The 24,376-nt window shown below is 72.4% G+C and carries 14 protein-coding genes; 9 read left to right on the top strand and 5 right to left on the bottom strand.

What is annotated here, in order from left to right; all coding sequences use genetic code 11:
* Positions 1-291: 291 nt before the first annotated feature.
* Positions 292-1,209: an SDR family oxidoreductase gene (locus tag ACFWU9_RS21550; RefSeq protein WP_384320709.1), complete on the bottom strand. Its 918-nt coding sequence runs from the start codon at positions 1,207-1,209 to the stop codon at positions 292-294.
* Between the two features lie 119 nt (positions 1,210-1,328).
* On the opposite strand from ACFWU9_RS21550, the gene ACFWU9_RS21545 reads away from it, so the two are divergent.
* The 7 genes from ACFWU9_RS21545 (at position 1,329) to ACFWU9_RS21515 (ending at position 12,857) form a co-directional block, all read left to right on the top strand.
* On the top strand, positions 1,329-2,294 hold the full coding sequence (locus ACFWU9_RS21545; protein ID WP_384320707.1) for an AraC family transcriptional regulator: 966 nt from the start codon (positions 1,329-1,331) through the stop codon (positions 2,292-2,294).
* Positions 2,295-2,502: 208 nt separating this feature from the next.
* Positions 2,503-3,978 (top strand): 4-hydroxyphenylacetate 3-hydroxylase family protein, encoded by a 1,476-nt coding sequence (locus tag ACFWU9_RS21540; protein WP_384320706.1) that lies wholly within the window; start codon positions 2,503-2,505, stop codon positions 3,976-3,978.
* Positions 3,979-4,403: 425 nt separating this feature from the next.
* Positions 4,404-5,876 (top strand): MFS transporter, encoded by a 1,473-nt coding sequence (locus tag ACFWU9_RS21535; RefSeq protein ID WP_384320704.1) that lies wholly within the window; start codon positions 4,404-4,406, stop codon positions 5,874-5,876.
* Positions 5,877-6,076: 200 nt separating this feature from the next.
* A complete protein-coding gene (locus ACFWU9_RS21530; protein WP_384320702.1) occupies positions 6,077-7,285 on the top strand; it encodes a monodechloroaminopyrrolnitrin synthase PrnB family protein in 1,209 nt (402 codons plus the stop codon).
* Positions 7,282-8,568, top strand: a complete 1,287-nt coding sequence (locus tag ACFWU9_RS21525; protein ID WP_384320700.1) for a flavin-dependent oxidoreductase — start codon at positions 7,282-7,284, stop codon at positions 8,566-8,568. The genes ACFWU9_RS21530 and ACFWU9_RS21525 overlap by 4 nt, the downstream gene beginning before the upstream one ends.
* A gap of 256 nt (positions 8,569-8,824) precedes the next feature.
* Positions 8,825-11,416 carry an alpha-glucan family phosphorylase gene (glgP, locus tag ACFWU9_RS21520; RefSeq protein ID WP_384320698.1) on the top strand — a complete coding sequence of 864 codons (2,592 nt, stop codon included), beginning with the start codon at positions 8,825-8,827 and terminating at the stop codon, positions 11,414-11,416.
* Positions 11,417-11,615: 199 nt separating this feature from the next.
* Positions 11,616-12,857, top strand: coding sequence for an alginate lyase family protein (locus tag ACFWU9_RS21515; RefSeq protein ID WP_384320696.1), 1,242 nt, complete (start codon positions 11,616-11,618; stop codon positions 12,855-12,857).
* A gap of 40 nt (positions 12,858-12,897) precedes the next feature.
* Here ACFWU9_RS21515 and ACFWU9_RS21510 read toward each other — a convergent pair whose 3' ends face one another.
* Entirely contained in the window at positions 12,898-14,418 is a 1,521-nt protein-coding gene (locus ACFWU9_RS21510; protein WP_384320694.1) for a helix-turn-helix domain-containing protein, read from the bottom strand.
* 238 nt (positions 14,419-14,656) lie between these two features.
* Between ACFWU9_RS21510 and ACFWU9_RS21505 the strand changes: the two genes are divergently transcribed.
* The gene (locus ACFWU9_RS21505) at positions 14,657-15,283 is read left to right on the top strand and encodes a hypothetical protein (protein WP_384320692.1); all 627 of its coding nucleotides are present in this window, start codon (positions 14,657-14,659) and stop codon (positions 15,281-15,283) included.
* A gap of 496 nt (positions 15,284-15,779) precedes the next feature.
* On the opposite strand, the gene ACFWU9_RS21500 is transcribed toward ACFWU9_RS21505, so the two are convergent.
* Complete coding sequence (locus tag ACFWU9_RS21500) at positions 15,780-17,801, bottom strand: M4 family metallopeptidase (RefSeq protein WP_384320690.1); 2,022 nt, start codon at positions 17,799-17,801, stop codon at positions 15,780-15,782.
* 924 nt (positions 17,802-18,725) lie between these two features.
* Here ACFWU9_RS21500 and ACFWU9_RS21495 point away from each other — a divergent pair.
* On the top strand, positions 18,726-20,057 hold the full coding sequence (locus tag ACFWU9_RS21495; protein WP_384320688.1) for a cytochrome P450: 1,332 nt from the start codon (positions 18,726-18,728) through the stop codon (positions 20,055-20,057).
* A 28-nt stretch (positions 20,058-20,085) separates the two neighbouring features.
* Here ACFWU9_RS21495 and ACFWU9_RS21490 read toward each other — a convergent pair whose 3' ends face one another.
* Together ACFWU9_RS21490 and ACFWU9_RS21485 are read right to left on the bottom strand one after the other, a co-directional pair.
* The gene (locus tag ACFWU9_RS21490; RefSeq protein ID WP_384320686.1) at positions 20,086-22,404 is read right to left on the bottom strand and encodes an ATP-binding cassette domain-containing protein; all 2,319 of its coding nucleotides are present in this window, start codon (positions 22,402-22,404) and stop codon (positions 20,086-20,088) included.
* Entirely contained in the window at positions 22,401-24,242 is a 1,842-nt protein-coding gene (locus tag ACFWU9_RS21485; protein WP_384320684.1) for an ABC transporter ATP-binding protein, read from the bottom strand. Before ACFWU9_RS21485 ends, ACFWU9_RS21490 begins: the two co-directional genes overlap by 4 nt.
* Positions 24,243-24,376 lie beyond the last annotated feature (134 nt).

Here is a 24,376-nt window from a genome sequence, read left to right as displayed (position 1 = left end):
GCGGGCATGGCCGCTCCTGTCCGCTTTCACTCCAACAGCGCTGGAATCGGGTGAAACGAGTGTGCTTGCGGTGCGTACCGCATGAGCCTTCCCACGATTTTCGGGTACACAATCCGCCACCCCGTCAAGAGCTGGACAACTCGGGAGGCGTGGCCGAAACCTGTCGGATGGCACAGGAACAAACGCCCCGTCCCCGCAGCCGCACGGGCGGCGGACGCGGGAACGGGGCGGGAGCGGGGGGCTCGCGGGCGGGGGCGGCTCCGCCGGGTCCGGCGGGCCCCGGGGTGTCCCTCAGCTCGACTCCGTCGACCAGACCTGCCACGGCTGGCGCGTCACCCACTCGTCGACCGGCGCCGGCTTCAGCGCGAGCGCGTCCGCCGAGCGTCCGCCGTCGCCCGCCATCAGCAGCGGGTCGTCGCCCATCGCCATGTAGTGGTAGATGCCGGCCACCCCGGCCGCCGCCTCCGGGCCCGTGACCTGCGAGAGCGCCTGCTCGAACACCGTCGGGGGGAGCGGCAGGTACCGGACGTCGCGGCCCAGACCGGCGGCGAACGACGAGGCCAGCTCGTCCCCGGTCAGCGACTCGCTGCCGCCGATGTCGTACGTCTCGCCCTCCGCACCGTCCACGGTGAGCGCCGCGAAGACCGCCTCCGCGAGGTCCCGGTGCGAGATCCAGGCGGTGAAGGTGTCGCCCGGCAGCGGATAGGCCAGAACTCCCTCACTGACCAACGCCGGTCCGTTCCAGGGGCTGAAGAGGTTGTCGAGATAGACCGGGGGCCTGAGCACCACCAACGGCACACCGCTCGCGCGCAGTTCCTCCTCCGCGATCCGTCGTGTCTCGAAAGCGGCGACATTCGTGGAGTGTTCGGGAATGCGGGTGTTGGCGTTGTAGACGATGCGCCGAATTCCGGCCTCGCGCGCGGCCTCGGCGACATTACGGGCGTACCGCCGTACCTGCTCGGTCCCGTACACCAGCGGCATCACCACACAGGCGTGTGTCGCGCCGGCCATCAACGCGTCGACGGCGGGACGATCTGCCAGGTCACCGCCGACGAACGAGGCTCCGGGGAGCGGCGGCCGGTCCGCCTCGGCGGCCCGCGTGAGCGTACGGACCCGCTGTCCGCGCTCGGCCAGCAGACGGGCCACGGCACCGCCCTGGAACCCCGTCGCCCCGACCACCGCGACGCGCATAGGAATCTGATCGGACATGTGTCTGAAGGCCCTTCGATAGGGTGTCTCTGCTGTCGATGACGGCTCTTTCACAAGGCTGGCGGCGGCGGCTTCGGCCGATCAATTAACAAACCGGGGCGGGGGTTGAAGGATCGTCCATGGAAGCGATGGAGCCCATCCAGACCGAAGGTGACGATCTCCTGAGCGAGCTGCTGAAGCCGCTCCGGCTCACGGGGGTCTTCGACAGTCGTTGGCACGTCAGCGCGCCGTGGGCCATCGAGGGCGACGCCGAGCAGAGCTGTGCGATCCTCCACTACATCGTCCAGGGCGGCTGCTGGATCACCGGGGACGGCCAGACACCGCTGGAGCTGCGCGAGGGCGACCTCGCGGTCTTCCCCACCGGCACCGCCCACCGCATCGCCGACCGGCCCGACCGGATCGGGGGACTGCGGCTCGGGGCCGTCCTGCCCGAGCGGCTGCCCGGGACCTCCGGTGAGCTGAGGATCGAGGGCGACGGACCGGAGAGCCGGCTGCTCTGCGCGGGACTGCACTACGACGCGAGCGCCGCGACCGGCCTGTACACGGCGCTGCCGTGGGTGCTGGCCCTCGACCGCACCCAGGTGGACAACGAACCGCTGCTCCGCGACACGCTGCGCCTGCTCGCCTCGCCCCACCGGCCGGTCGGGCCAGGCGACCGGCTCATCACGCTGCGGGCGTTCGAGATGGCGCTCGTCCTCGCGCTGCGGCCGCTGCTGCGGGAGATCGCCGACAATCCGTCCTCGCTGCCGGTCCTGAACCATCCGGGGATCAGCCGGGCGATGGTGATCATCGCGACCCGGTTCGCCGAGCCGTGGACGATCGAGTCCCTGGCGCGCGAGGTCGGCATGTCCAGGTCGGCCTTCACCGCGGCCTTCCGCGAACTGGTGGGGGAGGCGCCGGCCCGGCATCTGACGGGCCGCCGGATGCAGGAGGCGGCGCGGCTGCTGGGGGAGACGTCGCTGCCGCAGTCGGCGGTGCCGCAGCGGGTGGGGTACCGCAGCGCCGTCGGTTTCCATCTTGCGTTTCGCAAGTGGTTCGAGCAGACGCCGGGCGAGTACCGCAGCGGTACGGTGCCCGCGGCGTAGGGCTCCGCGATGTCGCGCTCTGGCGGGTTATTAAGGACCGCTGGACGGTCGTTCATTGCTGACGGCGCTTGCGTCGGGGAAGGCTCTCTCAGGGAGTGGGAGCAGCGTTCCGCGCGTGCCCGGTGTGCCGGGCGTGCCGAGTGCGCAAGATGTGTTGGATGTGTCGCGCGTGCCGGGGGATTCGTTGTGATCCGTATGAGGAGAAGGTGTGACCAGATCGGGTCAGGAGTATCTGGAGTCGTTGCGCGACGGCCGAACGGTCTGGCTGGACGGGGAGCGGGTCCGGGACATCACGCGGCATCCCGCGTTCCGTAACACCGCGGGGTCCCTCGCCCGCCTCTACGACCTGTCGCACGACTCCCCGCACACGCCGGTGCTCACCCGGGACGGCGCGCACCGGGCGTTCGCGGTGCCGCGCGACTACGCGGACCTGGTGGCGCGCCGGGGGGCGTACAAGGTCTGGGCCGAGGCGAGCTTCGGCTTCCTGGGGCGTACGCCGGACTACATGGCGAGCGGCGCGGCCGGATTCGCCGCGGCGCCGGGCGTGTTCACCACCGAGGGCTTCGACGGCGCGGCGAACGCGCTCGCGTACCACCGGCGGCTCGCCGAGGGCGATCTGTATCCGACCTTCACCATCACCAACCCGCAGGCGGCGCCGAGCCCGTTCGACGCGGCGGGCGGGACGGCGGAGGACGACCCGGTGGTACGGGTCGTCGCCGAGAAGGACGGCGGGATCGTCGTGAGCGGCGCGAAGATGATCGGCACGGCGGCGGTCTTCGGCAACGAGATCGTCGTCGGGACGATCGAGCCGCTCGCGCCGAGGGACGTGGACCGCGCGGTCTGCTTCTCGATACCCGTGGACACGCCGGGTCTGACCTTCGTCTCCCGGGTCTCCTACGAAGGCGGGGCGCGGAGCGTCTTCGACAACCCGCTGTCGTCGCGGTTCGACGAGAACGACGCGCTTCTCGTCTGCGACGAGGTCTTCGTGCCGTGGGAGTCCGTGCTCACCTACCGGAACGTCGACGCGAGCTTCGGGATGTGGTGGCGGACACCGGCGTACGTGAACTTCGTCCACCAGGCCGCCACACGTTTCTGGACCAAGCTCGAATTCCTTGCCGGGCTCGCGATCCTGCTGACGAGATCCAACGGCACGTACGAACTGCCGCCCGTCACCCAGGCGATCGGCCGGCTGCTGGGCAAGGTCGCCCAGGCGAAGGCGTTCGTGCTCGCCGCGGAGGCGTCGTACGAGGAGGTCGACGGCGGGCGCGGCGGGGTGATGCCCGGCAAGGACATCTCGTTCGCGCAGCGCATCATGGCGGGGGAGCTGTATCCGGCGGCGGTACAGGAGATCAAACTCCTCGCGGGCGGCGGGGTGATCCAACTCCCCGCGTCCGGCGAGGACTTGCTCCATCCGGAGCTGGGCCCGCTGGTGGGGCGCTATCTGCGGGCGCCGGGTCAGTCGTCCGAGGAACGGATCAAACTCCTCAAACTGGCCTGGGACGCGCTGGGTTCGGAGTTCGCCTCCCGGCACGAACAGTACGAGCGCTTCTACCACGGCGCGCCCCACATCTATCTGATGCAGCAGGCATGGGAGGGCGACACGGCGTCCTGCGAACGACTGGCCCGAGCATGCCTCGACGGCTACACGCTCGGCGGTGAGCCCGAGGGACCGGCCCCCCGATGAACGGCCCCCGGGGGGCCGAACGGCCACCCTTCACCGCGCCGGACCCCGCCCCCATGGGCCGCCCGACCCCGGCCGCCTCCCCCGGCGCGGGGGCCGAGGCCGTGTCTGGTCCTGCCGGTTCGGACCCGGACGGCGCCTTGCCGACCGATGGCGGGGCGGGGCCGCCCGGTGCCGCTCAGGTCGGCGACGGTTCGGGCTCGGACGGGCCGTTGTCGAGCGGCGGCCCGGCGTGCCCGCGCGGTTCCGAGGGTGTGTCCGGTCCTGGCGGGTTGGGTCCGTTGCCGAGTGGTGGACCGCCGAGTTCGCCCGGCTTCGGCGGTGCCGCTCAGGTCGGCGAACCGCGCGGCGCCGCCGGCGGGCGTAGCACAGTCGGTTCCGGTGGGGCGGATCAGCCCCGCCGTGCCGGTTCACAGTCTCCCGGCGTCATGGGGTTTCGCGCCCCCGGTCCCGTGGCGCCGGGATCGTCGCAGGTGGTGGGGCGGAGTCCGAGGGCCGCTCTCGGACTGCTCGCGGCCACGCAGTTGCTGCTCATCATGGACACCGCGATCGTCAACGTCGCCCTGCCGTCCGTCGGTGACGACCTCGGGTCCGGTTCCGCCGGCCTCTCCTGGGTCGCCAACGCGTTCCTGATCACCTTCGGCGGGCTGCTGCTCCTCGGCGGGCGCGCCGCCGATCTGCTCGGGCACCGGCGCGTGTTCCTGGCCGGGCTCGGGGTGCTCGGCGCGGCCTCCGCCGTCGGCGGCGCGGCGGGCAGCGTGGAGGTGCTCGTCGGGGCCCGCGCCGTCCAGGGCGTCGGCGCCGCACTCGCCGCCGCCGCCGCGTTCGCCCTGCTGCTCACCCTTTTCCCCGACGGCCCCGCCCGGCACAAGGCCCTCGGCGCCTTCGCCGCGATGGGCGGACTCGGAGGCGTCCTCGGCACCGTCCTCGGCGGCGTACTGACCGATCTGCTCGGCTGGCGCTCCACCCTCTGGCTGAACGTCGCCGGCGCCCTCGTCCTCGCCGTCCTCGCGCTGCGGCTCCTCGACGCCCACACCGCCAGTACCGAAGGCGGGTTCGACATCGGCGGCGCGCTCACCGCGACCGCCGGGCTCGGGCTCCTCGCGTACGGCCTCGTCGGCGCGGGCGAGGCCGGCTGGACCGGCGCGCGGACGCTGGGCGCGTTCGCCGCCGGGCTCGCCCTCCTCGCGGCCTTCGCCGTCCTGGAGAAACGAATCGCCCGCCCCCTCGTGCCGCCCGCCGTCCTCCGGCGCCGGACCCTGCGGCTCGCCAACTGCCTCAGCGCACTCGCCCAGATGGCGCTCTTCCCGATGTTCTTCCTGGTCAGCCTCTACCTCCAGAGCGTCCTCGACCAGACCCCCCTCACCGGCGGGCTCGGCCTGCTGCCGCTCTCCCTCGTCGTCGTCGCCACCGCCCCGAGAACCGGCCGGCTCATCGAGCGCCTCGGCCTGCGCGCCACCATGACGCTCGGCTTCACCCTGCTCTTCCTCGGCATGCTCTGGCTGGCGCTCGCCCTCGCCGCCGACGGCACCTTCTTCTCCACCGTCCTCGCGCCCAGCCTCGTGCTGGGCGCCGCCCTGCCGCTGGTCATGGTCACCACCAACGTCGCCGCGACCGCCGACGCGGCGCCGGGCGAGACCGGTCTGGCCTCCGGACTCGTCAACACCAGCCAGCAGTTCGGCTCCGTGCTCGGCCTCGCCGTACTCGTCGCCGTCGCCACCGCCCGTACCGACGCGCTCGGCGCGGGCGGCGCCGCCGACGAGACCGCCGGCTTCCGGGCCGCGCTCCTCGTCGGCGCGGCCTTCGCCGCGACGGCCGCGCTGCTCACCCTCCGGCTGCGGTTCCCCGCGCCCGTGTCCGCGCCCCCGCACCAGGACCGGGTCGGCGGCGCCCCGGAGTAGACCCAGGAGGAGGAGCGAGTGCGCAGGCGGGGCAGGGCCCGGTCGACGGTCCAGGTCCGAGGGGGGACGGCCGCGGCGGGGCGACGCAGCAGCCGGCCGGTCGGGCCGCGCGACGGAGCGCGACCGTCGCCGCGACGGCCCGAGGCCGCCCGTCCCGTGTCCCACCACCCACCCGACCCACGCCCGAGGGGGGCACTTCCATGACGTTGTACGACCTAGTCGCGCCCGCGATCGAGGCACGCTCCGAACCGCGCTACCGGATCGCCGGCATACGCGCGGCCGATCCGCTCGGCGCCGACGCGATACTCGCCGCCGTACCGGCCATGAACCGGGACGCCGATGTCCCCGCGCTCACCGTCGCACTGCGCACGCTCGTCCCCGATCCCGACCGCGCCGCCTCACTGGGCGTGGTCGACGCGCTCGCCGCCGTACGCGACCTCGGTCTGCTCCTCGGCTCGCTCAAACGGCACGGGGTCGAGCCGCTCGCCGCCGTCCCGGACGCCCTGCCCGTGCTCCGGGAACTGGGCCACCGCACCGACATGGTGCCCCGCGACACCGTGCACCACTACACGACGTGGAATCCGCTCGGCGACCGCCAGCGCATGTACACCGGCGACAAGATGGAGGGGTATCTCCAGAACGCCGTACGGATGGTCTTCCCCGCGCTCGTCGCCGCGCTCGACAGCTGCTCGGAGGTGGCGGGACTCGAACCGTACGACCCCTGCTTCGCCGCCGCCCTCGACCGTACGGCGCAGCACGTGCAGGCCATGGTCGACTCCATCGACTTCACCGTCGCGCAGGTCACGCCCGACTTCTTCGCACGCGGGCTGCGCCCGTACTTCGAGGAGGTCGACGTCGACGGCCGCGACTATCTGGGCCCGGCCGCCGCCCAGGTGCCGCTCTGGCTGGTCGATCTGACGCTCTGGCAGAGCGACCGGAGCAGCCCGGAGTACGACGTGTTCCTCGACGAGTCGGTGCGCTACAGCCTGCCGTCCTGGCGGGCCTTCCACGCGGCGCACCGGGGCTCGACCTCCGCCGTCAGCAAGCTGTCCGCCGCGATCAGCTGGGAGTCGACGCCGCGGCTGCCGCCGGGCCTGGCCTCCTCGGCGGTCTCGCTGGCGCGGGTGCTGCGCATCCTCAAGACGTTCCGGGCCCGGCACATCGGTCTGGCGCGCAAGGCGTACAGCGACGACCTGCGGCTGTACGACGAGGGCAGCGGCGGCGCCCCGATCGCGCTCCTGCGGACGGTGCTGGATCTGACGCGGGACAACGAGACGCTGGTACGGCAGGCGAACGTGGGCCCGCACGCGCCGATGACGACACCCAAGCCCAAGGCGTCCGTGTGCGGATCGGCCTCCAGATCCCCCTCCGCCCCGGCACCGCTTCGTGAGAAGAGATTCACGGCATGACCCACATCATGATCGCGGGCGGCGGAATCGCCGGCCTCACCGCGGCACTCTCCCTGCACGCCGCCGGCTTCGAACACGTCACCGTCGTCGAGGCCGCCCGGGAGAGCCGGCCGCTCGGCGCGGGGCTGAACATCATGCCCAACGCGGTACGCGAACTCGACGCGCTCGGGCTGCTCGCCCGGCTCGACGAGTGCGCCGTACGCACCGGTGAACTGCGCTACTACCACCGCGGCGGGGGACTGATCTCCCGCGAGCCGCGCGGACTGGCGGCCGGCTATCTCTGGCCCCAGCTCTCCATCCACCGGGGCGATCTGCAACGGGTGCTCGCCGACGCGGTACGGGAGCGGCTCGGCGGTGACGCGGTGGTCGCCGGGGTCCGGGTCGCCGGAGTCGAGACCTCGGCGCAGGGCCGCCCGCGCGTGCTGCTCGCGCACCGCGAGGGGCGCGCGGCGGGCGCCGCCTCCCTGGAGCCCGACGTGCTGATCGGCGCCGACGGCATCCGTTCGGCGGTACGGGCCGCGCTGAACCCCGGCGAGGGCGAGCCGCCGTGGAACGGGCTGCTCGTCTGGCGGGGCGTCTCGCGCGTCCCCGCGGACCGCGCGGGCGCGTTCATGTTCATCGCGGGCGACGACCGGCAGAAGGCCGTGGTCTACCCGATGACGCACCCGAGCGGCCCCGAGGGCCACGTCCTGGTCAACTGGGCGCTGGCGATGCCCGCGACGGACATCGCCGGGGCGGAGCGCGGCGACTGGAACCGGCCCGTGCCGGTCGCGAAGTTCGCGCACCACTACGCGGGCTGGGAGTTCGACGGCGTCGGTGTCCCCGAGGTGCTGGCCGCGGCGGACCGCGCCTTCGAGTACCCGATGGTGGACCGCGACCCCCTCACCCGCTGGACCCACGGCCGTACGACCCTGATCGGCGACGCGGCCCACGCGATGTATCCCATCGGTTCGAACGGCGCGACGCAGTCGATCGTCGACGCGCGTGCGCTGGCGCACGCCATGGCCACGCACCCCGGCCCGGGTGAGGCGCTGGGGGCGTACGAGACCGAGCGCCGCCCCGCCATGACGGAGCTTCAGCTCGCCAACCGCCGGCAGGGCCCCGAGGTGGTCATCACACTGGCGCACACCCGGGCCCCCGACGGCTTCACGGACATCTCGGACGTGATCCCGGCGGCCGAACTGGCGGAGATCGCCGCGCGGTACGCGACGACGGGCGCCTTCGACCCGGCGACGGTGAACGCGGGCTCCCCCTACGAGCTGCCCGAACCGGCCCGCGGCTGACCGCCCGTCGGCGCGTCCGGCCGCGCCGCGCGCGCCGGCGGCGTCCCTCGCGGGGCCGTCCGGGGCCGTTCCGGGCCGCCCGGCCGGCCGCCCCGTCGTCCCCCGGCCGGAGGACGACCCGCGCAGCCGGCCCGGCGCGTGTGCGCTCGTGCGCCGTCGAAGGAGCGGGGGCTCGGGGGATACCGTCGGAGTGATGGCGGGGTGCACAGCGTGGTGTGGTCCGTCGGTCCGGATGACCCCTGCGAAGGTGGAACACGTGAAGGCAATCCGTCGATTCACCGTGCGCCCCGTCCTGCCCGAACCCCTGCGACCACTCAGCGACCTCGCGCGCAATCTGCGCTGGTCCTGGCACTCCGAGACCCGTGAACTCTTCAAGGCCGTCGACCCCGACGGCTGGGCCGCCGCCGGGCGCGATCCCGTGCGGCTGCTCGGGGCGGTCTCCGCCACGCGGCTGGCGGAGCTGGCCGGCGACCGGCCGTTCCTCGAACGGCTGGCCGGCGTCGCCGGCGGGCTCGACGAGTATCTGCGCGGCAGCCGCTGGTACCAGCGGGAGAAGGCCCAGGGCGCCGAGCTGCCCGGGGCCGTCGCCTACTTCTCGCCCGAGTTCGGCGTCACCGCCGCCCTGCCCCAGTACTCCGGCGGCCTCGGCATCCTCGCCGGGGACCACCTCAAGGCCGCCAGCGACCTCGGCGTACCGCTCGTCGGTGTCGGGCTGCTCTACCGCCACGGCTACTTCCGCCAGTCCCTCTCGCGCGACGGCTGGCAGCAGGAGCACTATCCCGTTCTCGATCCGAACGAACTGCCGCTCAGCCTGCTGCGCGAGGAGGACGGCCGGCCCAGCCGGATCGCGCTCACGCTGCCCGGCGGCCGGTCGCTGCGCGCGTGCGTCTGGCAGGCACGCGTCGGCCGCGTACCGCTCCTGCTGCTCGACTCGGACATAGAGGACAACGGCCCGACCGAGCGCGAGGTGACCGACCGTCTCTACGGCGGCGGCAGCGAGCACCGGCTCCTCCAGGAGATGCTGCTCGGCATCGGCGGCGTCCGCGCCGTCCGCGCGTACTGCCGTCTCTCCGGCCACCCCGAGCCCGAGGTCTTCCACACGAACGAGGGCCACGCCGGTTTCCAGGGCCTCGAACGCATCCGTGAACTCGCCGAGACGGGGCTCGGGTTCGACACCGCGCTGGAGGCCGTCCGGGGCGGCACCGTGTTCACCACCCACACCCCCGTGCCCGCCGGCATCGACCGGTTCGACCGCGGACTCGTCGCACGCCACTTCGGCGACGACGGCGAACTGGCCGGGGTCTCCACCGAGCAGGTGCTGAGCCTCGGCAGGGAGACCTTCCACGGCGGCGAGCCGAACCTCTTCAACATGGCCGCCATGGGCCTGCGCCTGGCCCAGCGCGCCAACGGCGTCTCCACCCTGCACGGCGCGGTGAGCCGGCAGATGTTCGCCGGGCTCTGGCCGGGCTTCGACCCGCAGGACGTGCCGATCACCTCGGTGACCAACGGCGTCCACGCGCCGACCTGGGTGGCGCCCGAGATCGCCGCGCTCGGCCAGGAGATCACCGACGTTCCGGACGCCGACCTCTGGGCCGTACGCCGCACCCTGCGCGAGCAGTTGGTCCATGAGGTACGCGACCGGCTGCGCGCCTCCTGGCACCAGCGGGGCGCGGCCGACGCCGAACTGGGCTGGATCGACGGGGTCCTCGACCCCGACGTCCTGACCATCGGCTTCGCCCGCCGCGTCCCCTCGTACAAGCGCCTCACGCTGATGCTGCGCGACCGCGAGCGGCTGACGGATCTGCTGCTCCACCCCGAGCGGCCCATCCAGATCGTCGTCGCGGGCAAGGCGCACCCGGCGGACGACGGCGGCAAGCGGCTCGTGCAGGAGCTGGTGAAGTTCGCCGACGACCCGCGCGTGCGCCACCGCATCGTCTTCCTGCCCGACTACGGCATGGCGATGGCGCAGCGGCTCTATCCGGGCTGCGACGTCTGGCTGAACAACCCGCTGCGCCCGCTGGAGGCGTGCGGCACGAGCGGGATGAAGGCGGCGCTCAACGGATGCCTCAATCTGTCGGTGCTGGACGGCTGGTGGGACGAGTGGTTCGAGCCGGACTTCGGGTGGGCCATCCCGACGGCCGACGGCTCGTCGGCCGACGAGGACCGGCGCGACACGCTGGAGGCGAACGCCCTCTACGCGCTGATCGAGGACCGGGTCGCGCCGCGCTTCTACGACCGCGGGGACCCGGCCGCGGCCAAGGGCCCCAAGGACGCCGCCGCGCTGCCCGGCCGCTGGATCGAGATGGTCCGCCGCACGATGACGACCCTCGGTCCGAAGCTGCTCGCCGACCGCATGGTGCGCGAGTACGTGGAGCGGCTGTACGCACCGGCCGCCCATGCCCACCGCGCGCTGGACGCCCCGACGGCCCGGGAGCTGGCCGACTGGAAGAACCAGGTCAGGGCGGCCTGGCCGGGTGTGGCGGTCGACCATGTGGAGGCCGTGTCGGCGGCCGGCAGCGCGGAGCTGGGCTCCACCCTCGCGCTGAAGGTGCGTGTCGCCCTCGGCCAGCTCCTGCCCGACGACGTGGAGGTGCAGGCCGTCGCGGGCCGGGTGGGCGCCGACGACACGATCGCCGACGCGCAGATCTTCCCGCTGAAACCGGCGGGGGGTCCCGACCAGGCGGGCCGCTGGGTGTACGAGGGACCGCTCGCCCTGGACCGTACGGGACCTTTCGGCTACACCGTCCGGGTCCTGCCCACGCATCCGATGCTCGGCGCCGCCGATCTCGGGCTGGTGGCGCTGCCGACCGAGGCGACGGGGGAGGGCGCGGGCGTACTGATGCGTTGAGGACCGGACGCTCCCGGGGCCCGGCGGACACCGTCCGCCGGGCCCTTCGACATCCATTGGTCCATACCTTGACGTGTCCATGGGATGGCCTTAAGTTCCTGACTCAACAAGGATTCACAACTCCGCTCATCGTTCATGTGAGTGAACAAGCGTGTTGTTCGGTGGAGTTGAGGAACACCCCCCGACCGGAAGGCACCCCATGCGCCCCGGAGTCATCCCCAGAGTCCTCGGCCTGTCCGCCGCGCTCGGCGGCCTGATCGCCGCGGCCTTCGTGGCCCCCGCCTCGGCGGGCGAGCGGGCGGCGGACGCGCCGCCCGCCGCCGCCAGGACCCTCTCCGCCAAGGCCGTCGCCGCCCCGGCGACCTTCACCCACCCCGGGGTCGGCGTCAGCCGCCCCCAGCTCGACTTCGTCCGCGGCAAGGTGCAGGCGGGCGCCCAGCCGTGGAAGGCCGCGTACGACCAGATGATGGGGAGCAAGTACGCCTCCCTGTCGCGGGTGCCCAAGCCCCGCGCGGTCGTGGAGTGCGGCTCGTACTCCAACCCCAACAACGGCTGCACCGACGAGCGCGAGGACGCGATAGCCGCGTACACCACCGCGCTGGCCTGGTACATCAACCGCGACGACCGCTACGCGCAGAAGTCCATCGAGCTGATGGACGCCTGGTCGAACACGATCCGCGACCACACCAACAGCAACGCGCCGCTCCAGACCGCGTGGGCCGGCTCGTCGTGGCCGAAGGCCGCCGAGATCATCAAGCACGTACGGGGCAACTGGGCCAACTCGGGCCGCTTCTCCACGATGCTGCGGAACGTGTATCTGCCGGAGATCATCAACGGCTCGGGCTCCAACGGCAACTGGGAGCTCAGCATGAACGAGGCCGCGATCGGCATCGCGGTCCATCTGGAGGACCGGGGAGCCTACGACAAGACCGTCGGCATCTTCCGCAACCGTGTCCCCGCGTTCATCTATCTGCCCTCCGACGGCGCGCTGCCCCGGACGGTGCCCGGCAGCGGACTCGACACCCGTGACGAGATCGTCGGCTACTGGCACAACCAGTCCACCTTCATGCAGGGCCTCGCGCAGGAGACCTGCCGCGACCTGACCCACACCGGTTACGGCCTCTCGGCCATCTCGCACGTCGCGGAGACCAGCCGGATCCAGGGCCAGGACCTCTACCCGGAGGTCGGCGAGCGGCTGCGGCACGCGTTCGGGCTGCACACCAAGTACCAGAACGGTGAGCCCGTCCCCGGCAACCTCTGCGGCGGCAGCCTGAAGGACAACCTCGGACCGATCAGCGAGGTCGCCTTCAACGCGCTGGGCAACCGGCTGGGCAACGCGATGACCAACACCCAGCAGTACACCGAGCGCATGCGCCCGCAGGGCACGAACAACCTGTTCGTCGCCTGGGAGACGCTGACCCACGCCAACAACCCGGCGTGAGCGCGTAACACGTAGTACCCGGTGGGACCCTGACGGACCGTCAGGGTCCCACCCATTTCCCGGCCTCGTAGTCGTGCCCGTACACCGTGCCCCCGATCGCGCTCGTACGGAAGGGCCGGCCGCCGTCGTCGATACGCGCGACACCCGTACGGTCCCCGGCCGTCCAGCGCACCTCCAGATACCAGTCGCAGTCGCAGCCGGACGTGCTCGCCTCGATCTTCAGCACGAGCGGTTCGTCCGCCGTCACCTGATAGGGGAGCTTCGGCGCGGGCAGCGGCCCCTCCTCGCTGCCGCCGTCGACGGGGCGCACGATCGGCCGCGACGCGTCCAGGTCGACGGCGAACACGGCGGGGGTGATCGCGCCGCCGCAGCCGCTGCTCATCTCGTACGCGTTCCAGTCGAGCGGTGCCCGGCGGCCCACCACCCGGACGAACACCTCCTCGACCACGACGGGCTCGGCGCCGGCCGCCGCGCTCAGCGTGGCCTGGGTGAGCGACGACTTTCCGTGCACCGCGCCGAGGGCGGTCGCCCACTGGCGCGCGTCCTGCGAGTTGGGCGGCGGCGGTACGGCGGAGGGGGCGCGGTTGACCAGATACGTGTGGTCGCATTCCGACTGCCACTTGTGGCCGTCCGCGCTCCACACCAGCGGCTTCGCCGTGGACGTCCCGCCCCCGGGCTTCGTCCCGCCGGACCCGCCCCCCTTTCCGCCGTCCCCGCCGGCGCCGCCCGCCTCGGTCTTTCCGCCGCCCGGCGAGACGGACGGTGATGTCTTCGGGCCCGCGCCGGACGTGGACGCGCTCGCCTTCGCCGACGGGGCGCCCGACCGTCCGGACGGCGACGGCGGATCGACGGGCCCGTCCGGGCCGGGGTCGGCGAGCCGCGGAGCGCTCTTGTCGGTCCGCCCGTCGGGACCCCCGAGGTCGGCCGCGACGACCGTGCCGCCGAGGACGGTGACGACGGCGAGGGCGGCGCCGACAATCTGACGGCGGCGCAGACGCGAAGCGCGGGGACGTGACAGGGGCGGGGCCGTGGCGGCGGGCGGCGGATCGGGGTCGTCGTCGAGGGAACCGTCGGACTCGGGGTCCGGGCCTTGTGCGGGGCCGGGATCCGGACCGTCGGCCTCCCGCGCCTGCTCCGCCGTACCGGTGCCGGTGTCCGACGGCGCCTCCGTGGCCGGCCCGCGTACGGGCTCGACCGCCCGCCCCTGCTCGATGTCCGTGAAGCCGACCGGGACGGCGACCGTCTCCCCTTCGGCGGCCCCGCTCGCGCCCCCGTCCCCTTCTTCTTCCGGTCCCTCCGTACGCGCGGAGTGCGCCCGCAGCCAGAGGCGGTGCAGCTCGACGCGCTCGGCCGACGTCGCGCCGACCACCCGGGCGAGGCGCTCCACGGGCGCGTAGTCGACGGGCAGCGCGTGACCGTGGCAGTAGCGGTGCAGGGTCGAGGCGCCGAGGTGGAGTTGGGCGGCGAGCGATCCGTAACTGCGGTCGGTTCTCTCCTTGAGGGCACGCAGACGCCTCGCGAACTCCGCCGTCTCCGCAGGGATCTTCTCCGAACGGCCCATCCCACGTCCCCCTACCGCCCGCCACGCTGTTCCGCGGTCATTCCAGGCACTTGTCATTTCCCCAGGCCAGAGTACGCGTACGCGTTCCACGCGTTCCGCACTTCACGAGGGTTGTTGCCGACGCCCCGATCACCCCCTCAGTCTGGGATCACCGGCCGATCAAGCCGGCAGGAACAGCACCGTCGAGCACCACCCAGAGCATGACCAGGGGATCCACCTAGTGACCACAGGTTGGAACATGACACGAAGCACGACCCGCCGGGCACTCACCACGGCGGCGACCGCGACACTGGCCGGCGCTCTCGCGCTGTCGGTGTCCGGCAGCGTCCAGGCGGCGCCGAAGGCGGCCACGCCCGGCTTCCTCGCGACGGCGGACATGCCGCAGGCCGCGGGCAACTTCTGGACGGCGGGCGCCGTGACCGCGGGCGCCCCGGAGACGGACCCGTTCTGCCTCGAAAAGGTGCTGCCCGCCCAGGGCGCCACCTGGCACCGGGAGTTCGGCACCGACCTGGACACCAGGGGCGCGCAGGTGAGCGTCCGGGCGTCGAGCCCCGCAGCCGCCAAACAGCTGGCCGCCTCGGCCGAGGAGGCGGTGGCGTCCTGCGCCGCCGACTGGCTGCGGAACACGCCCGGCGGCACGGCCTCCTGGGACGACTACGGCAGGATCGCCGTCGAGGAGGGCGCCCGGGTCATCGGAGTGGGGGTCTCCATCCCGGACGCCGGTCCCGGTGTCCATCTGCTGGGCGTCGGCCGCGACGGTGACACCGTCACGATCGTCACCTGGGGCCGGCTGGGGGAGCTGGGCCAGGCGCCGGTCGAGGCGTTCAAGAAGACCACCACCACGGCGGTGAACAAGCTCCGCTAGGAGCTCACGCCGAGGTGGAGAGCGCGGGCGACGGGGGAAACGGCGCCCGGCCCGGAGGATTGGTGGCAGGTGAGGGGCGGGGGAGCCGTCGCGGCGTGGTCGGCGACGGTCGGTCACCTCACTGCCATGGAGACCACGATCCTCCGGTCCGGGAGCCGGTCGTCTGTGACTCACAGCCGGTGGACGGACAGGCACGGCGCACTCCTTGACCGGGGGTGCCCGAGGCGGATCCGCACCGGCCGGTTCCCGGCCCACCCCTTCGGGCGCGCCTTCGAACGGGGTGGGCCGGGACATCGCACCTCCGTGCCGAGGTACGGGACTTCCGTGCGGCGGTACGGGACGGCGGAGCCGCCCGGGTCCTCGGGACCCGGGCGGCCTTCGTTCTCTCACCGTGTCGTTCGTTCTCACACCGTGCCCGCGCGGGGAGACGCGTCAGGCGGTGGGCGCGGTGCCCACGTGGTGCTCACCTCGCGCTCGGGCGATGCCCGGGGGACGCTCAGGGGAAGGTGAGCTTCACGCTGTTGATGCGCCCCGTGTCCTGCGACGCGACATCCTGCACCCGCAGCTTCCAGGCGCCGTTGGCGGCCTCGGACGAGGCGTCGACGGTGAAGGTCTCCGCGACGTCGTCCGCCGAGTCGCCGCTGCTGGCGTTCTTCAGCCGGTAGGCGGTGCCGTCCGGGGCGACCAGGTCGATGACCAGGTCACCGCGCCAGGTGTGCGTGATGTCCACGGCGACCGGGAGGGTGGCGGGCGCGTTGCCCGTCACGCCCGTGACGTTGACGGTCGAGGTGACCGCCGCGCCGTTGTCCGGGATGGCGACGGCCGTCAGGTTCTCGAAGACCGTGCCGGGGGTGCCGGGACCGCCGGGGCGGGTACCGACGTTGATGCCGGCCCACGCGTCGGCGACCGACTTGTACTCGTCGCTCGTCGTGCCGTACAGCTCACCGGCGACCGCGAGCGTGCCGGTACGGGCCGCCGCGTAGTTCGTCGTCGACGTGAACTTCGTGGTGAGGGCCTTGAACCAGATCTGCTCGGCCTTCGCCCGGCCGATGCCGGTCACCGGCAGACCGTCGGACGTCGCGGAGTTGTAGCTGACGCCGTTGATGGTCTTGGCGCCGCTGCCCTCCGAGAGCAGGTAGAAGAAGTGGTTCGCCGGACCCGACGAGTAGTGGACGTCGACGCTTCCGATGCCCGAGTACCAGTAGTCCTTGGACGCGCCGTCCTTGCTCGGCTTGTCCATGTACCGCAGCGGGGTGCCGTTGCCGTTGATGTCGATCTTCTCGCCGACCAGGTAGTCGCCCACGTCCTGCGGGTTGGCGGCGTTGAACTCGACGGCCGCGGCGAAGATGTCGGAGGTCGCCTCGTTGAGGCCACCGGACTCACCGCTGTAGATGAGGCCCGCGGTGTTCGAGGTGACGCCGTGCGACATCTCGTGCGCGGCCACGTCGATGGAGGTCAGCGGCTTCGCGTTGCCCGAGCCGTCGCCGTACGTCATGCAGAAGCAGCTGTCCTGCCAGAAGGCGTTGACGTAGTTGTTGCCGTAGTGCACACGCGAGTACGCGCCGACGCCGTCGCCCCTGATGCCGGTGCGGCCGTGCACGTTCTTGAAGTAGTCCCAGGTGAGCGCCGCACCGAAGTGCGCGTCCGCGCCGGCGGTCTCCGCGTTGGAGGGGGAGCCGTTGCCCCAGATGTCGTCCGTGCCGGAGAAGAGGGTGCCGGTGCCGGAGGAGCCGCGGTTCAGGTTGTACGTCTTGTGGTTGCCCCGGCCGGTGTCCGTCAGCGTGAACGACGGGGCGGTGCCGAGGGTGACCTGACCGCTGTACTGGGTGTTGCCCGTGCCCTCGTGGACGGCCTGCCACTCGTACAGCTTCTCGCCGGTGGCGGCGTCGGTCACGACGTGCAGCTCGTTCGGGGTGCCGCCCTTCTGGACACCGCCGACGACCGTCTCGTACGCGAGGGTCGGCTTGTTGTCCGCGAGCCAGACGACCTTGCGCGGCGCGCGGTCGGCCGCGGCCTTGGTCGAGCCCTCGGCCTTCGCGGCGGAGAGCGCCTGCTTCTCGGCGGCGGCGGCCGGCACGTCGGCGTTGGTGTCGACCGACTTGAGGGCCGCCCTGGAGGCCTTGGTGACCGCCTTGGTGGCGCCCGCCTTCGTGGCGGCGACGACGAGGTCACCGCCGAGGACGGGGAGGCCGGCGTAGGTGCGCTCGTAGCGGGTGTGCGTGGTGCCGTCACGGTCCTGGACGACGTCGCGTACGACGAGCTTCTCCTCGGCGCCGAGGCCGAGTTCGTCGGCCGTCGCCGCCTTGGTGGCGTTGGCCTCGCGCAGCAGCTCGGCGCGCTGCGCGGGCGAGAGGGCCTTGGGGAGCGCGCCGGGGTCGGCCTTGCCCGCGACGGGCGCGGAGGGGGCCGAGTCGGGCGCGGCGGCGGCGGTGCCTGCCTGGACTCCGACGGCGAGAAGGGCTGTGACAGCGATCAGAGCGCCGGTCGCGGTGATACGACGGCTGGGCGTGGGTCTCACGCGAACTCCTTCTGCGAGGGGGGTACCGGACCACGCTCGGGTGGGCGGCCCGGACAGTGCAGAGAGCAAGGTGGAGAAGGTGGAGCACGAGCTTCGGGGCATGAACGGCGGAGCATGAGCTGCCGAGCGATGAACTGCGGAGCACGAGCTGCGGAACATGGACTGCCGAGCGAGTGGTGCTCAGAACGGAGGAAGAGTCGCAGGAATCCGGTCTCTCTGTCAGGAGCGCGTCAACAAGTTGGCCGGAAATCGTCCGCTGCGCGAAGTGCCGTGTTCGTTAAGCGAAATCCGCGGGGCTGTTGCGGCTGTGTTACGCGGGCGTACGCCGGGCGCCCGCGATGATCTCCGGACGCCCGTCGATCGGTGGAGTGCGGCCCCGGACGCCGTACGGCTCGTCGACGACCAGCGCCGCTTCGGCGGGGAAGGCGCGTGGTGGCCTCCGCCGGGAAACCGCGGCGTGCTGTCGCCCTGTCGCGGGGTGCGCTGTCGCCGGATGTCCGGAGGGGGCGATCTCCCTGTCCACAGAACGGACTTGACGGTGCGTCAGTAAGGCGGCGGCGGTGTCCCCGCCCGGTCGGCGGGTCAGGCTCTCGTCCGGGACTCCCGCGCGCGTCTTCACGGGTCGCGTGTCTCGAAACCGAACCGTCCGTGATCGGTCATCGCCGCTCGTACGGCCCCCGGAAGGCGGTGCGTGGGCCGTCGTCTCCGCGAAGCGCGGGGAGTACGTGTCCTGTTCATCTTCACGCGGTCGAACTCGTGCCCCAGGGGCGTCGGTCGGAGATCATCGACAATCGACCCGATGTCCAATTCCGGTCGTCGGCGGACCGACCGGGCGAACTGTCACCAGCTGTGCCCACTCCCGTACAGTCCGTCGCGGCGCCGCTCCGGCGGAGCCGAGCACAGCGGCTGACCAGGAGAGGAACCATGGAGCCCGACACCACTCCCGCCCCCCTCGCACACGTGCCCGCAACGGCACGCCCCGTCCCCGAGGCCGACCCCGAACTCGTGCGCCGGTGGCGGTCCGGGGGAGGCGAGCTGGTCGAACTGCTCTCCCAGGTACGCGAGCGGTTCGGCGGTGTGGCCGCGTTCCGCCTCGGACCGGCCCCGACCGTTCTCGTCACGGACCCGGACGCCGTACAGCATGTACTCGCCCGCCACCCGGACCGGTACGTCAAGCGCTCCCACCGCGCGCGGCTGCTGATCGGCGACGGGGTCCTCGCCGCCACCGGTGAGGCGTGGAAATCCCAACGGCGCCTGTTGCAGTCCCAGTTCACCGGCCCCGGCATGCGCCGCTACGAACACCGGATCACCGCTGCCGCCCGGACCACCGCCGCTCGCTGGGACCGGTACGCCCGCACGGGGGAGACCTTCGACGTCGGGCGGGAGATGCGCCGCTTCGCCCTCGACGCGATCTGGCGCTCACTCACCGGGCACCCGCTCGACGACGGGACCGAACACGAACTGGACGCCGTGGCCGCCGTGGCGACCGCCCTGCCCACGCTGCCCGCCGACGCCTCCGACGCCCACGACGCCGTCGCCGCCGACCTCTCCCGTATCGACACGGTCGCCAGGCACGCCGTCGAGGCCGCCCGCGGCGGGACGGCCGGCCCCGACGGTCCCGGCCTGCTCCAGGTGCTGACCGACGCCGCCGCCGAACGTCCCGAGTACACCGACCGGCTGATCCGCGACGAGATGGTCACGCTGCTCGTGGCCGGGCACGAGACCACCGCCACCACGCTGACCTGGCTCTATCTGCTCCTCGACCGGAACCCCGGAGCCCGTGAGGAGGCCCTCGCCGCCGGCGCGGAGGGCTCGGAGGAGCGCCGCCGGGCCGTCCAGGCGCTGGTCCACGAGACGCTCCGGCTCTACCCGTCCGCCTGGATCCTGCCCCGCCACGCCACCGAGGACGACACCCTCGTCGGCCACACCGTCGAGGCGGGCAGCGACCTTCTGGTCTGCCCCTACCTCACCCACCGCGACCCCGAACTGTGGCCGGACCCGGAGCACTTCGACCCCCGGCGCTTCACCGCGCCGGACGGCCGGCCCGCCCACCCGGGCGCCTACTTCCCCTTCGGGATCGGTCCGCGCGCCTGCCTCGGTCTGCAATTCGCGCTCCGCGAATCGACGGTCCTCCTCGAACACCTGCTGCCGGCCCACACCGTGGCCTTCTCCGCCACTCCCGCCAAAGCGGCGTACGGCATCACGGTCCGCCCCGACGGGCCCACTCCCGCGACCTTGGTACGCCCGTCCGCCTGAGCCGTGCCGTGCCCGGAACGGCCGGACCTCAGGCCAGGCTGTCCCGCCACGCGCGGTGCAGACCCGCGAACCGGCCGACACCGCCGATCAGTTCGGCCGGGGACCCGTCCTCCACGATGCGGCCGTGCTCCATCACCAGCACCCGGTCGGCGATCTCCACCGTCGACAGTCGGTGCGCGATGACCACCGCCGTACGGCCGTTGAGCACGGTGTCCATCGCGCGCTGCACGGCGCGCTCGCCGGGGATGTCGAGGGAGCTCGTCGCCTCGTCCAGGATCAGTACGGAGGGGTCGGCGAGCAGCGCGCGGGCGAAGGCCACCAACTGGCGCTGGCCGGCGGAGATCCGGCCGCCGCGCTTGCGTACGTCCGTGTCGTACCCCTCCGGCAGACCGCTGATGAAGTCGTGCGCGCCGATCGCCTTCGCGGCGCGTTCGATCTCGTCTCGGGAGGCGTCGGGGCGGCCGATCGCGATGTTCTCGGCGACCGTGCCCGAGAAGAGGAACGCCTCCTGGGTCACCATCACCACACCGCGCCGCAGCTCGGGGGTGTCCAGGTCCCGCAGGTCGGTGCCGTCGAGCAGGACACGGCCGGCGGTGGGGTCGTAGAACCGGGCCAGGAGCTTCGCCAGCGTCGACTTTCCCGCGCCCGTCGAGCCGACGACCGCGACGGTCTGCCCGGCCGGGATCGTGAGGTCGAAACGGGGCAGGACCTCGCCGCCCGTACGGTACGAGAAACTCACCGAGTCGAACACGACCTCCCGGCCCGGATGGCCGCCCGTCAGCGCGGGCAGGGGGCGCGGGTCCGCCGCCTCCGCCACGGACGGGGTCTGGGCCAGCAGACCGGCGATCTTCTCCAGTGAGGCCGCGGCCGACTGGTAGGAGTTGAGGAACATCCCCAGCCGGTCGATCGGGTCGTACAGCCTCCGCAGGAAGAGCACCGCCGCGGCGAGCACCCCTAGGGCCAGCGTGCCGTCGGCCACCCGGTAGGCGCCCCACAGCACGATCCCGGCGACGGCGATGTTGGCGACCATCCGCGAACCCACCACATAGCGCGCCATTTCGAGGATCGCGTCGCCGTTGGTGCGCTCGTGGTGGTGGTTGAGCGCGTGGAAGTCGGCGTCGTTGGCGCTCTCACGGCGGAACGCCTGCACGGGGCGGATGCCGTTCATCGTCTCGGCGAACTTCACGATGACCGCGGCGATGGCGGTGGAGCGCTTGCCGAAGATGGCGCCGGCCCTGCGCTGGTACAGCCGGACCAGCGCGTACAGCGGTACGAAGGAGAGAACGGCCAGTCCGCCGATGCCGAGGTCCAGATAGAGCAGCATCGCGGAGATGTAGACGAAGGCGAGGATGACCCCGACGAGCTCCTGGAGCCCCTCCGCGAGCAGTTCGCGCAGCGACTCGACGTCCGTGGTGGAGCGGGAGATGAGCCGGCCCGAGGTGTAGCGCTCGTGGAAGTCGACGCTGAGCGCCTGGGCATGGCGGAAGATCCGGCCGCGCAGATCGAGCAGCACGTCCTGGTTGACGCGCGCCGAGGCGCGGATGAACGCGTACTGGAAGATCCCGGCTCCGGCGGCGCAGAGGAGGTAACCGACGGCGACGGCGATCAGGGGGCCGTTGTCGTCGGCACGGAAGGCGGGCACGCCGCGGTCGATGGCGTACGCGACGAGCAGCGGTCCTGCCTGCACGGCGGCCTGCTGGAGCAGCAGAAACAGCGCGGCGACGATCACCCGGCCCCGCCGTGCGCGCAACAACGACCGCAGCAGGGCGCCGGTGGCCCCGGCCGGAGCGGGCAACGCGTCCTGCGCGAAGGGGTCACCACCCGGCCCGCCGGTAGGGGACCCGGGCTTTGTAGGCGCGCCGACCCCGGGGACGGGAACGGTGACGGTGCGGGTGCGGGTGCCGCCGGCGGGGGTGGGAGCGCCTGTCCGGCCCCCGGCGCCGGGGCCGGTCTCCTTGCGACCGCTGAGCTTTGTGCCGATACCCGTACGCGTTTCGGTGTCGGCGGGTGGGTCCGTCCGGCTGCCGGGATGGGTTTCCCTGCCCGGACCGGGTTTCGTACCTTTGCTCGTGCCGGCGAGTGCGTCGGTCCCGCCGTTGGAGTCGGTCTCCTTGCCCGGACGGGGCTTCGTGCCGGTGTCGGTGCCGGCGGGCGCGTCCGTCCGGCCCACCCCGGGCTTCGCGCCCCCGCCCGCGTCGGTCGGCGCGGCCACGCGCCCGTCCGCGTCGGGCGGGGGCGGGGCCGTCTCGGGGGCGAGCCCCGGATTCCTGTCGGCATCCGGGCGGCCGGTCCCCGATCCCGGGCTTTCGCCCGGGCCGTCACTCGTGGTCGTCGGCGACGACGTCATCGCATGCTCCCCTCGACCGCTTCCGCCTCGGTGTCGCCTTCCGCGTCCGCTCCCGACATCAGCCACGCGTACTCCGCGTTGCTCCGCAGCAGTTCCTGGTGCGTCCCCACCGCCGTGATCCGTCCGTCCGAGATCAGCGCCACCCGGTCCGCCAGCATCACCGTCGACGGACGGTGCGCCACGACCAGGGCCGTCGTCTCCTCAAGCACCCTCCGCAGGGCCGCCTCCACCAGCGCCTCCGTATGGACGTCGAGCGCCGACAGCGGGTCGTCCAGCACCAGGAAGCGGGGTCTGCCCACCACCGCCCTTGCCAGCGCCAGCCGTTGCCGCTGGCCGCCGGAGAGGCTGAGGCCCTGCTCGCCGACCTCCGTGTGGATCCCCTGCGGCAGGTCCGGGACGAAGTCCGCCTGCGCCACGTCCAGCGCCCGCAGCAGCGCCGCGTCGTCGGCGCTCTCCGCGCCCATCCGGACGTTCTCGCCGACCGTCGCGGAGAAGAGCGTCGGCTCCTCGAACGCCACCGACACCAGCTCCCGGAGCCGCTGCCGGGGCATCAACGTGATGTCCTCGCCGTCGAGCGTGATCCGCCCGCCCGTCACCTCGTGCAGCCGGGGCACCAGCGCGGTGAGCGTCGTCTTCCCGGAGCCCGTCGCGCCGACGAGGGCCATCGTCTCGCCGGACCTGATGTGCAGGTCCACCTCGGCCAGTACGGGTACGGACCCGGCCTTCGCGTCGGGATACCGGAACGACACGCCCTCGAAGCGCAGCCCGTCCGACACCCCGCCCGCAGACCCCGCGGCCCCCGCCGCACCTTCCGCGTCTGCCGTCTCCTCCTGGGTGTCCATCACCTCGAAGTACCGCTCCGTCGCCGTCGCCGACTCCTGGCTCATCGCCAGCAGGAAGCCGATCGACTCCACCGGCCAGCGCAGCGCCAGCGCCGTCGATAGGAAGGCGACCAGCGTGCCCGTGGAGAGATGCCCGTCGGCGACCTGGACCGTGCCGAGCACGAGCGCCGCGCCGATCGCGACCTCGGGGATGATCATGATCAGCGCCCAGATGCCAGCCAGCAGCCGGGCCTTGCCCAGCTCCGTACCGCGCAGCCGCTCCGCGAGCGCCCGGAAGGCCAGCGCCTGGCTGCGGTGCCTGCCGAAGCCCTTCACGATCCGTACGCCGAGGACGCTCTCCTCGACGACCGTCGTCAGGTCGCCCACCTGGTCCTGCGCCTTACGGGCGACCAGGGAGTACTTCGCCTCGAAGACCGAGCAGAGGACGACCAGCGGCACCACCGGCGCCAGCAGTACCAGCCCCAGTGTCCACTCCTGCATCAGCAGGATCAGGAATCCGACCAGGATCGTCGTCCCGTTCACCAGCAGGAAGGTCAGCGGAAAGGCCAGAAACATCCGCAGCAGCATCAGGTCGGTCGTCCCGCGCGACAGCAGCTGACCCGAGGGCCAGCGGTCGTGGAAGGCGATCGGCAGCCTCTGGAGATGCCGGTAGAGATCCGCCCGCATGGCCGCCTCGACGCCCGCGAGCGGTCTCGCCACCAGCCAGCGACGGAAGCCGAAGAGACAGGCCTCGAAGACGCCGAGCAGCAGCAGATACAGCGCCCCGAGCCAGATGCCGCCCTTGTCGCCGTCCGCGATCGGACCGTCGACCATCCACTTCAGTACGACGGGAATCACCAGCCCCAGGCACGAGGCCACCACGGCGACCAGCGCCGCGCTGAACAGGCGCACGCGTACGGGCCGCACGTACGGCCAGAGCCTGAGCAGCGAGCGCACGGCGGAGCGGTCCGGAGCGGCGGAGTGGTCCTTGGTAGATACATCTTCGGAGGTCGGCATCAGGGGCGAGCCTACGTATCGCCACTGACACTGCCCACCGATTTCCGGCTGACGTCGCCATCATCCGATCGGTTGATATGAGGTCGAGCGCGATGGCCGATGCCGCTCTCGGCCGGGGGCCGCCATCCTTTCGG

The sequence above is a fragment of the Streptomyces sp. NPDC058653 genome, from assembly GCF_042716895.1.
In the GTDB taxonomy this organism is placed as follows: Bacteria; Actinomycetota; Actinomycetes; order Streptomycetales; family Streptomycetaceae; genus Streptomyces.
Note: the sequence above shows the minus strand (reverse complement) of the source record. Positions and strands in the feature narration are given on the sequence as shown.

Coding starts and splice junctions, on each gene's coding strand:
- ACFWU9_RS21490 (WP_384320686.1), bottom strand. CDS start 22,404: ATGACGTCGTCGCCGACGACCACGAGTGACGGCCCGGGCGAAAGCCCG.
- ACFWU9_RS21530 (WP_384320702.1), top strand. CDS start 6,077: ATGACGTTGTACGACCTAGTCGCGCCCGCGATCGAGGCACGCTCCGAA.
- ACFWU9_RS21485 (WP_384320684.1), bottom strand. CDS start 24,242: ATGCCGACCTCCGAAGATGTATCTACCAAGGACCACTCCGCCGCTCCG.
- ACFWU9_RS21535 (WP_384320704.1), top strand. CDS start 4,404: ATGGGGTTTCGCGCCCCCGGTCCCGTGGCGCCGGGATCGTCGCAGGTG.
- ACFWU9_RS21510 (WP_384320694.1), bottom strand. CDS start 14,418: ATGGGCCGTTCGGAGAAGATCCCTGCGGAGACGGCGGAGTTCGCGAGG.
- ACFWU9_RS21545 (WP_384320707.1), top strand. CDS start 1,329: ATGGAAGCGATGGAGCCCATCCAGACCGAAGGTGACGATCTCCTGAGC.
- ACFWU9_RS21550 (WP_384320709.1), bottom strand. CDS start 1,209: ATGTCCGATCAGATTCCTATGCGCGTCGCGGTGGTCGGGGCGACGGGG.
- ACFWU9_RS21495 (WP_384320688.1), top strand. CDS start 18,726: ATGGAGCCCGACACCACTCCCGCCCCCCTCGCACACGTGCCCGCAACG.
- ACFWU9_RS21505 (WP_384320692.1), top strand. CDS start 14,657: ATGACACGAAGCACGACCCGCCGGGCACTCACCACGGCGGCGACCGCG.
- ACFWU9_RS21525 (WP_384320700.1), top strand. CDS start 7,282: ATGACCCACATCATGATCGCGGGCGGCGGAATCGCCGGCCTCACCGCG.
- ACFWU9_RS21515 (WP_384320696.1), top strand. CDS start 11,616: ATGCGCCCCGGAGTCATCCCCAGAGTCCTCGGCCTGTCCGCCGCGCTC.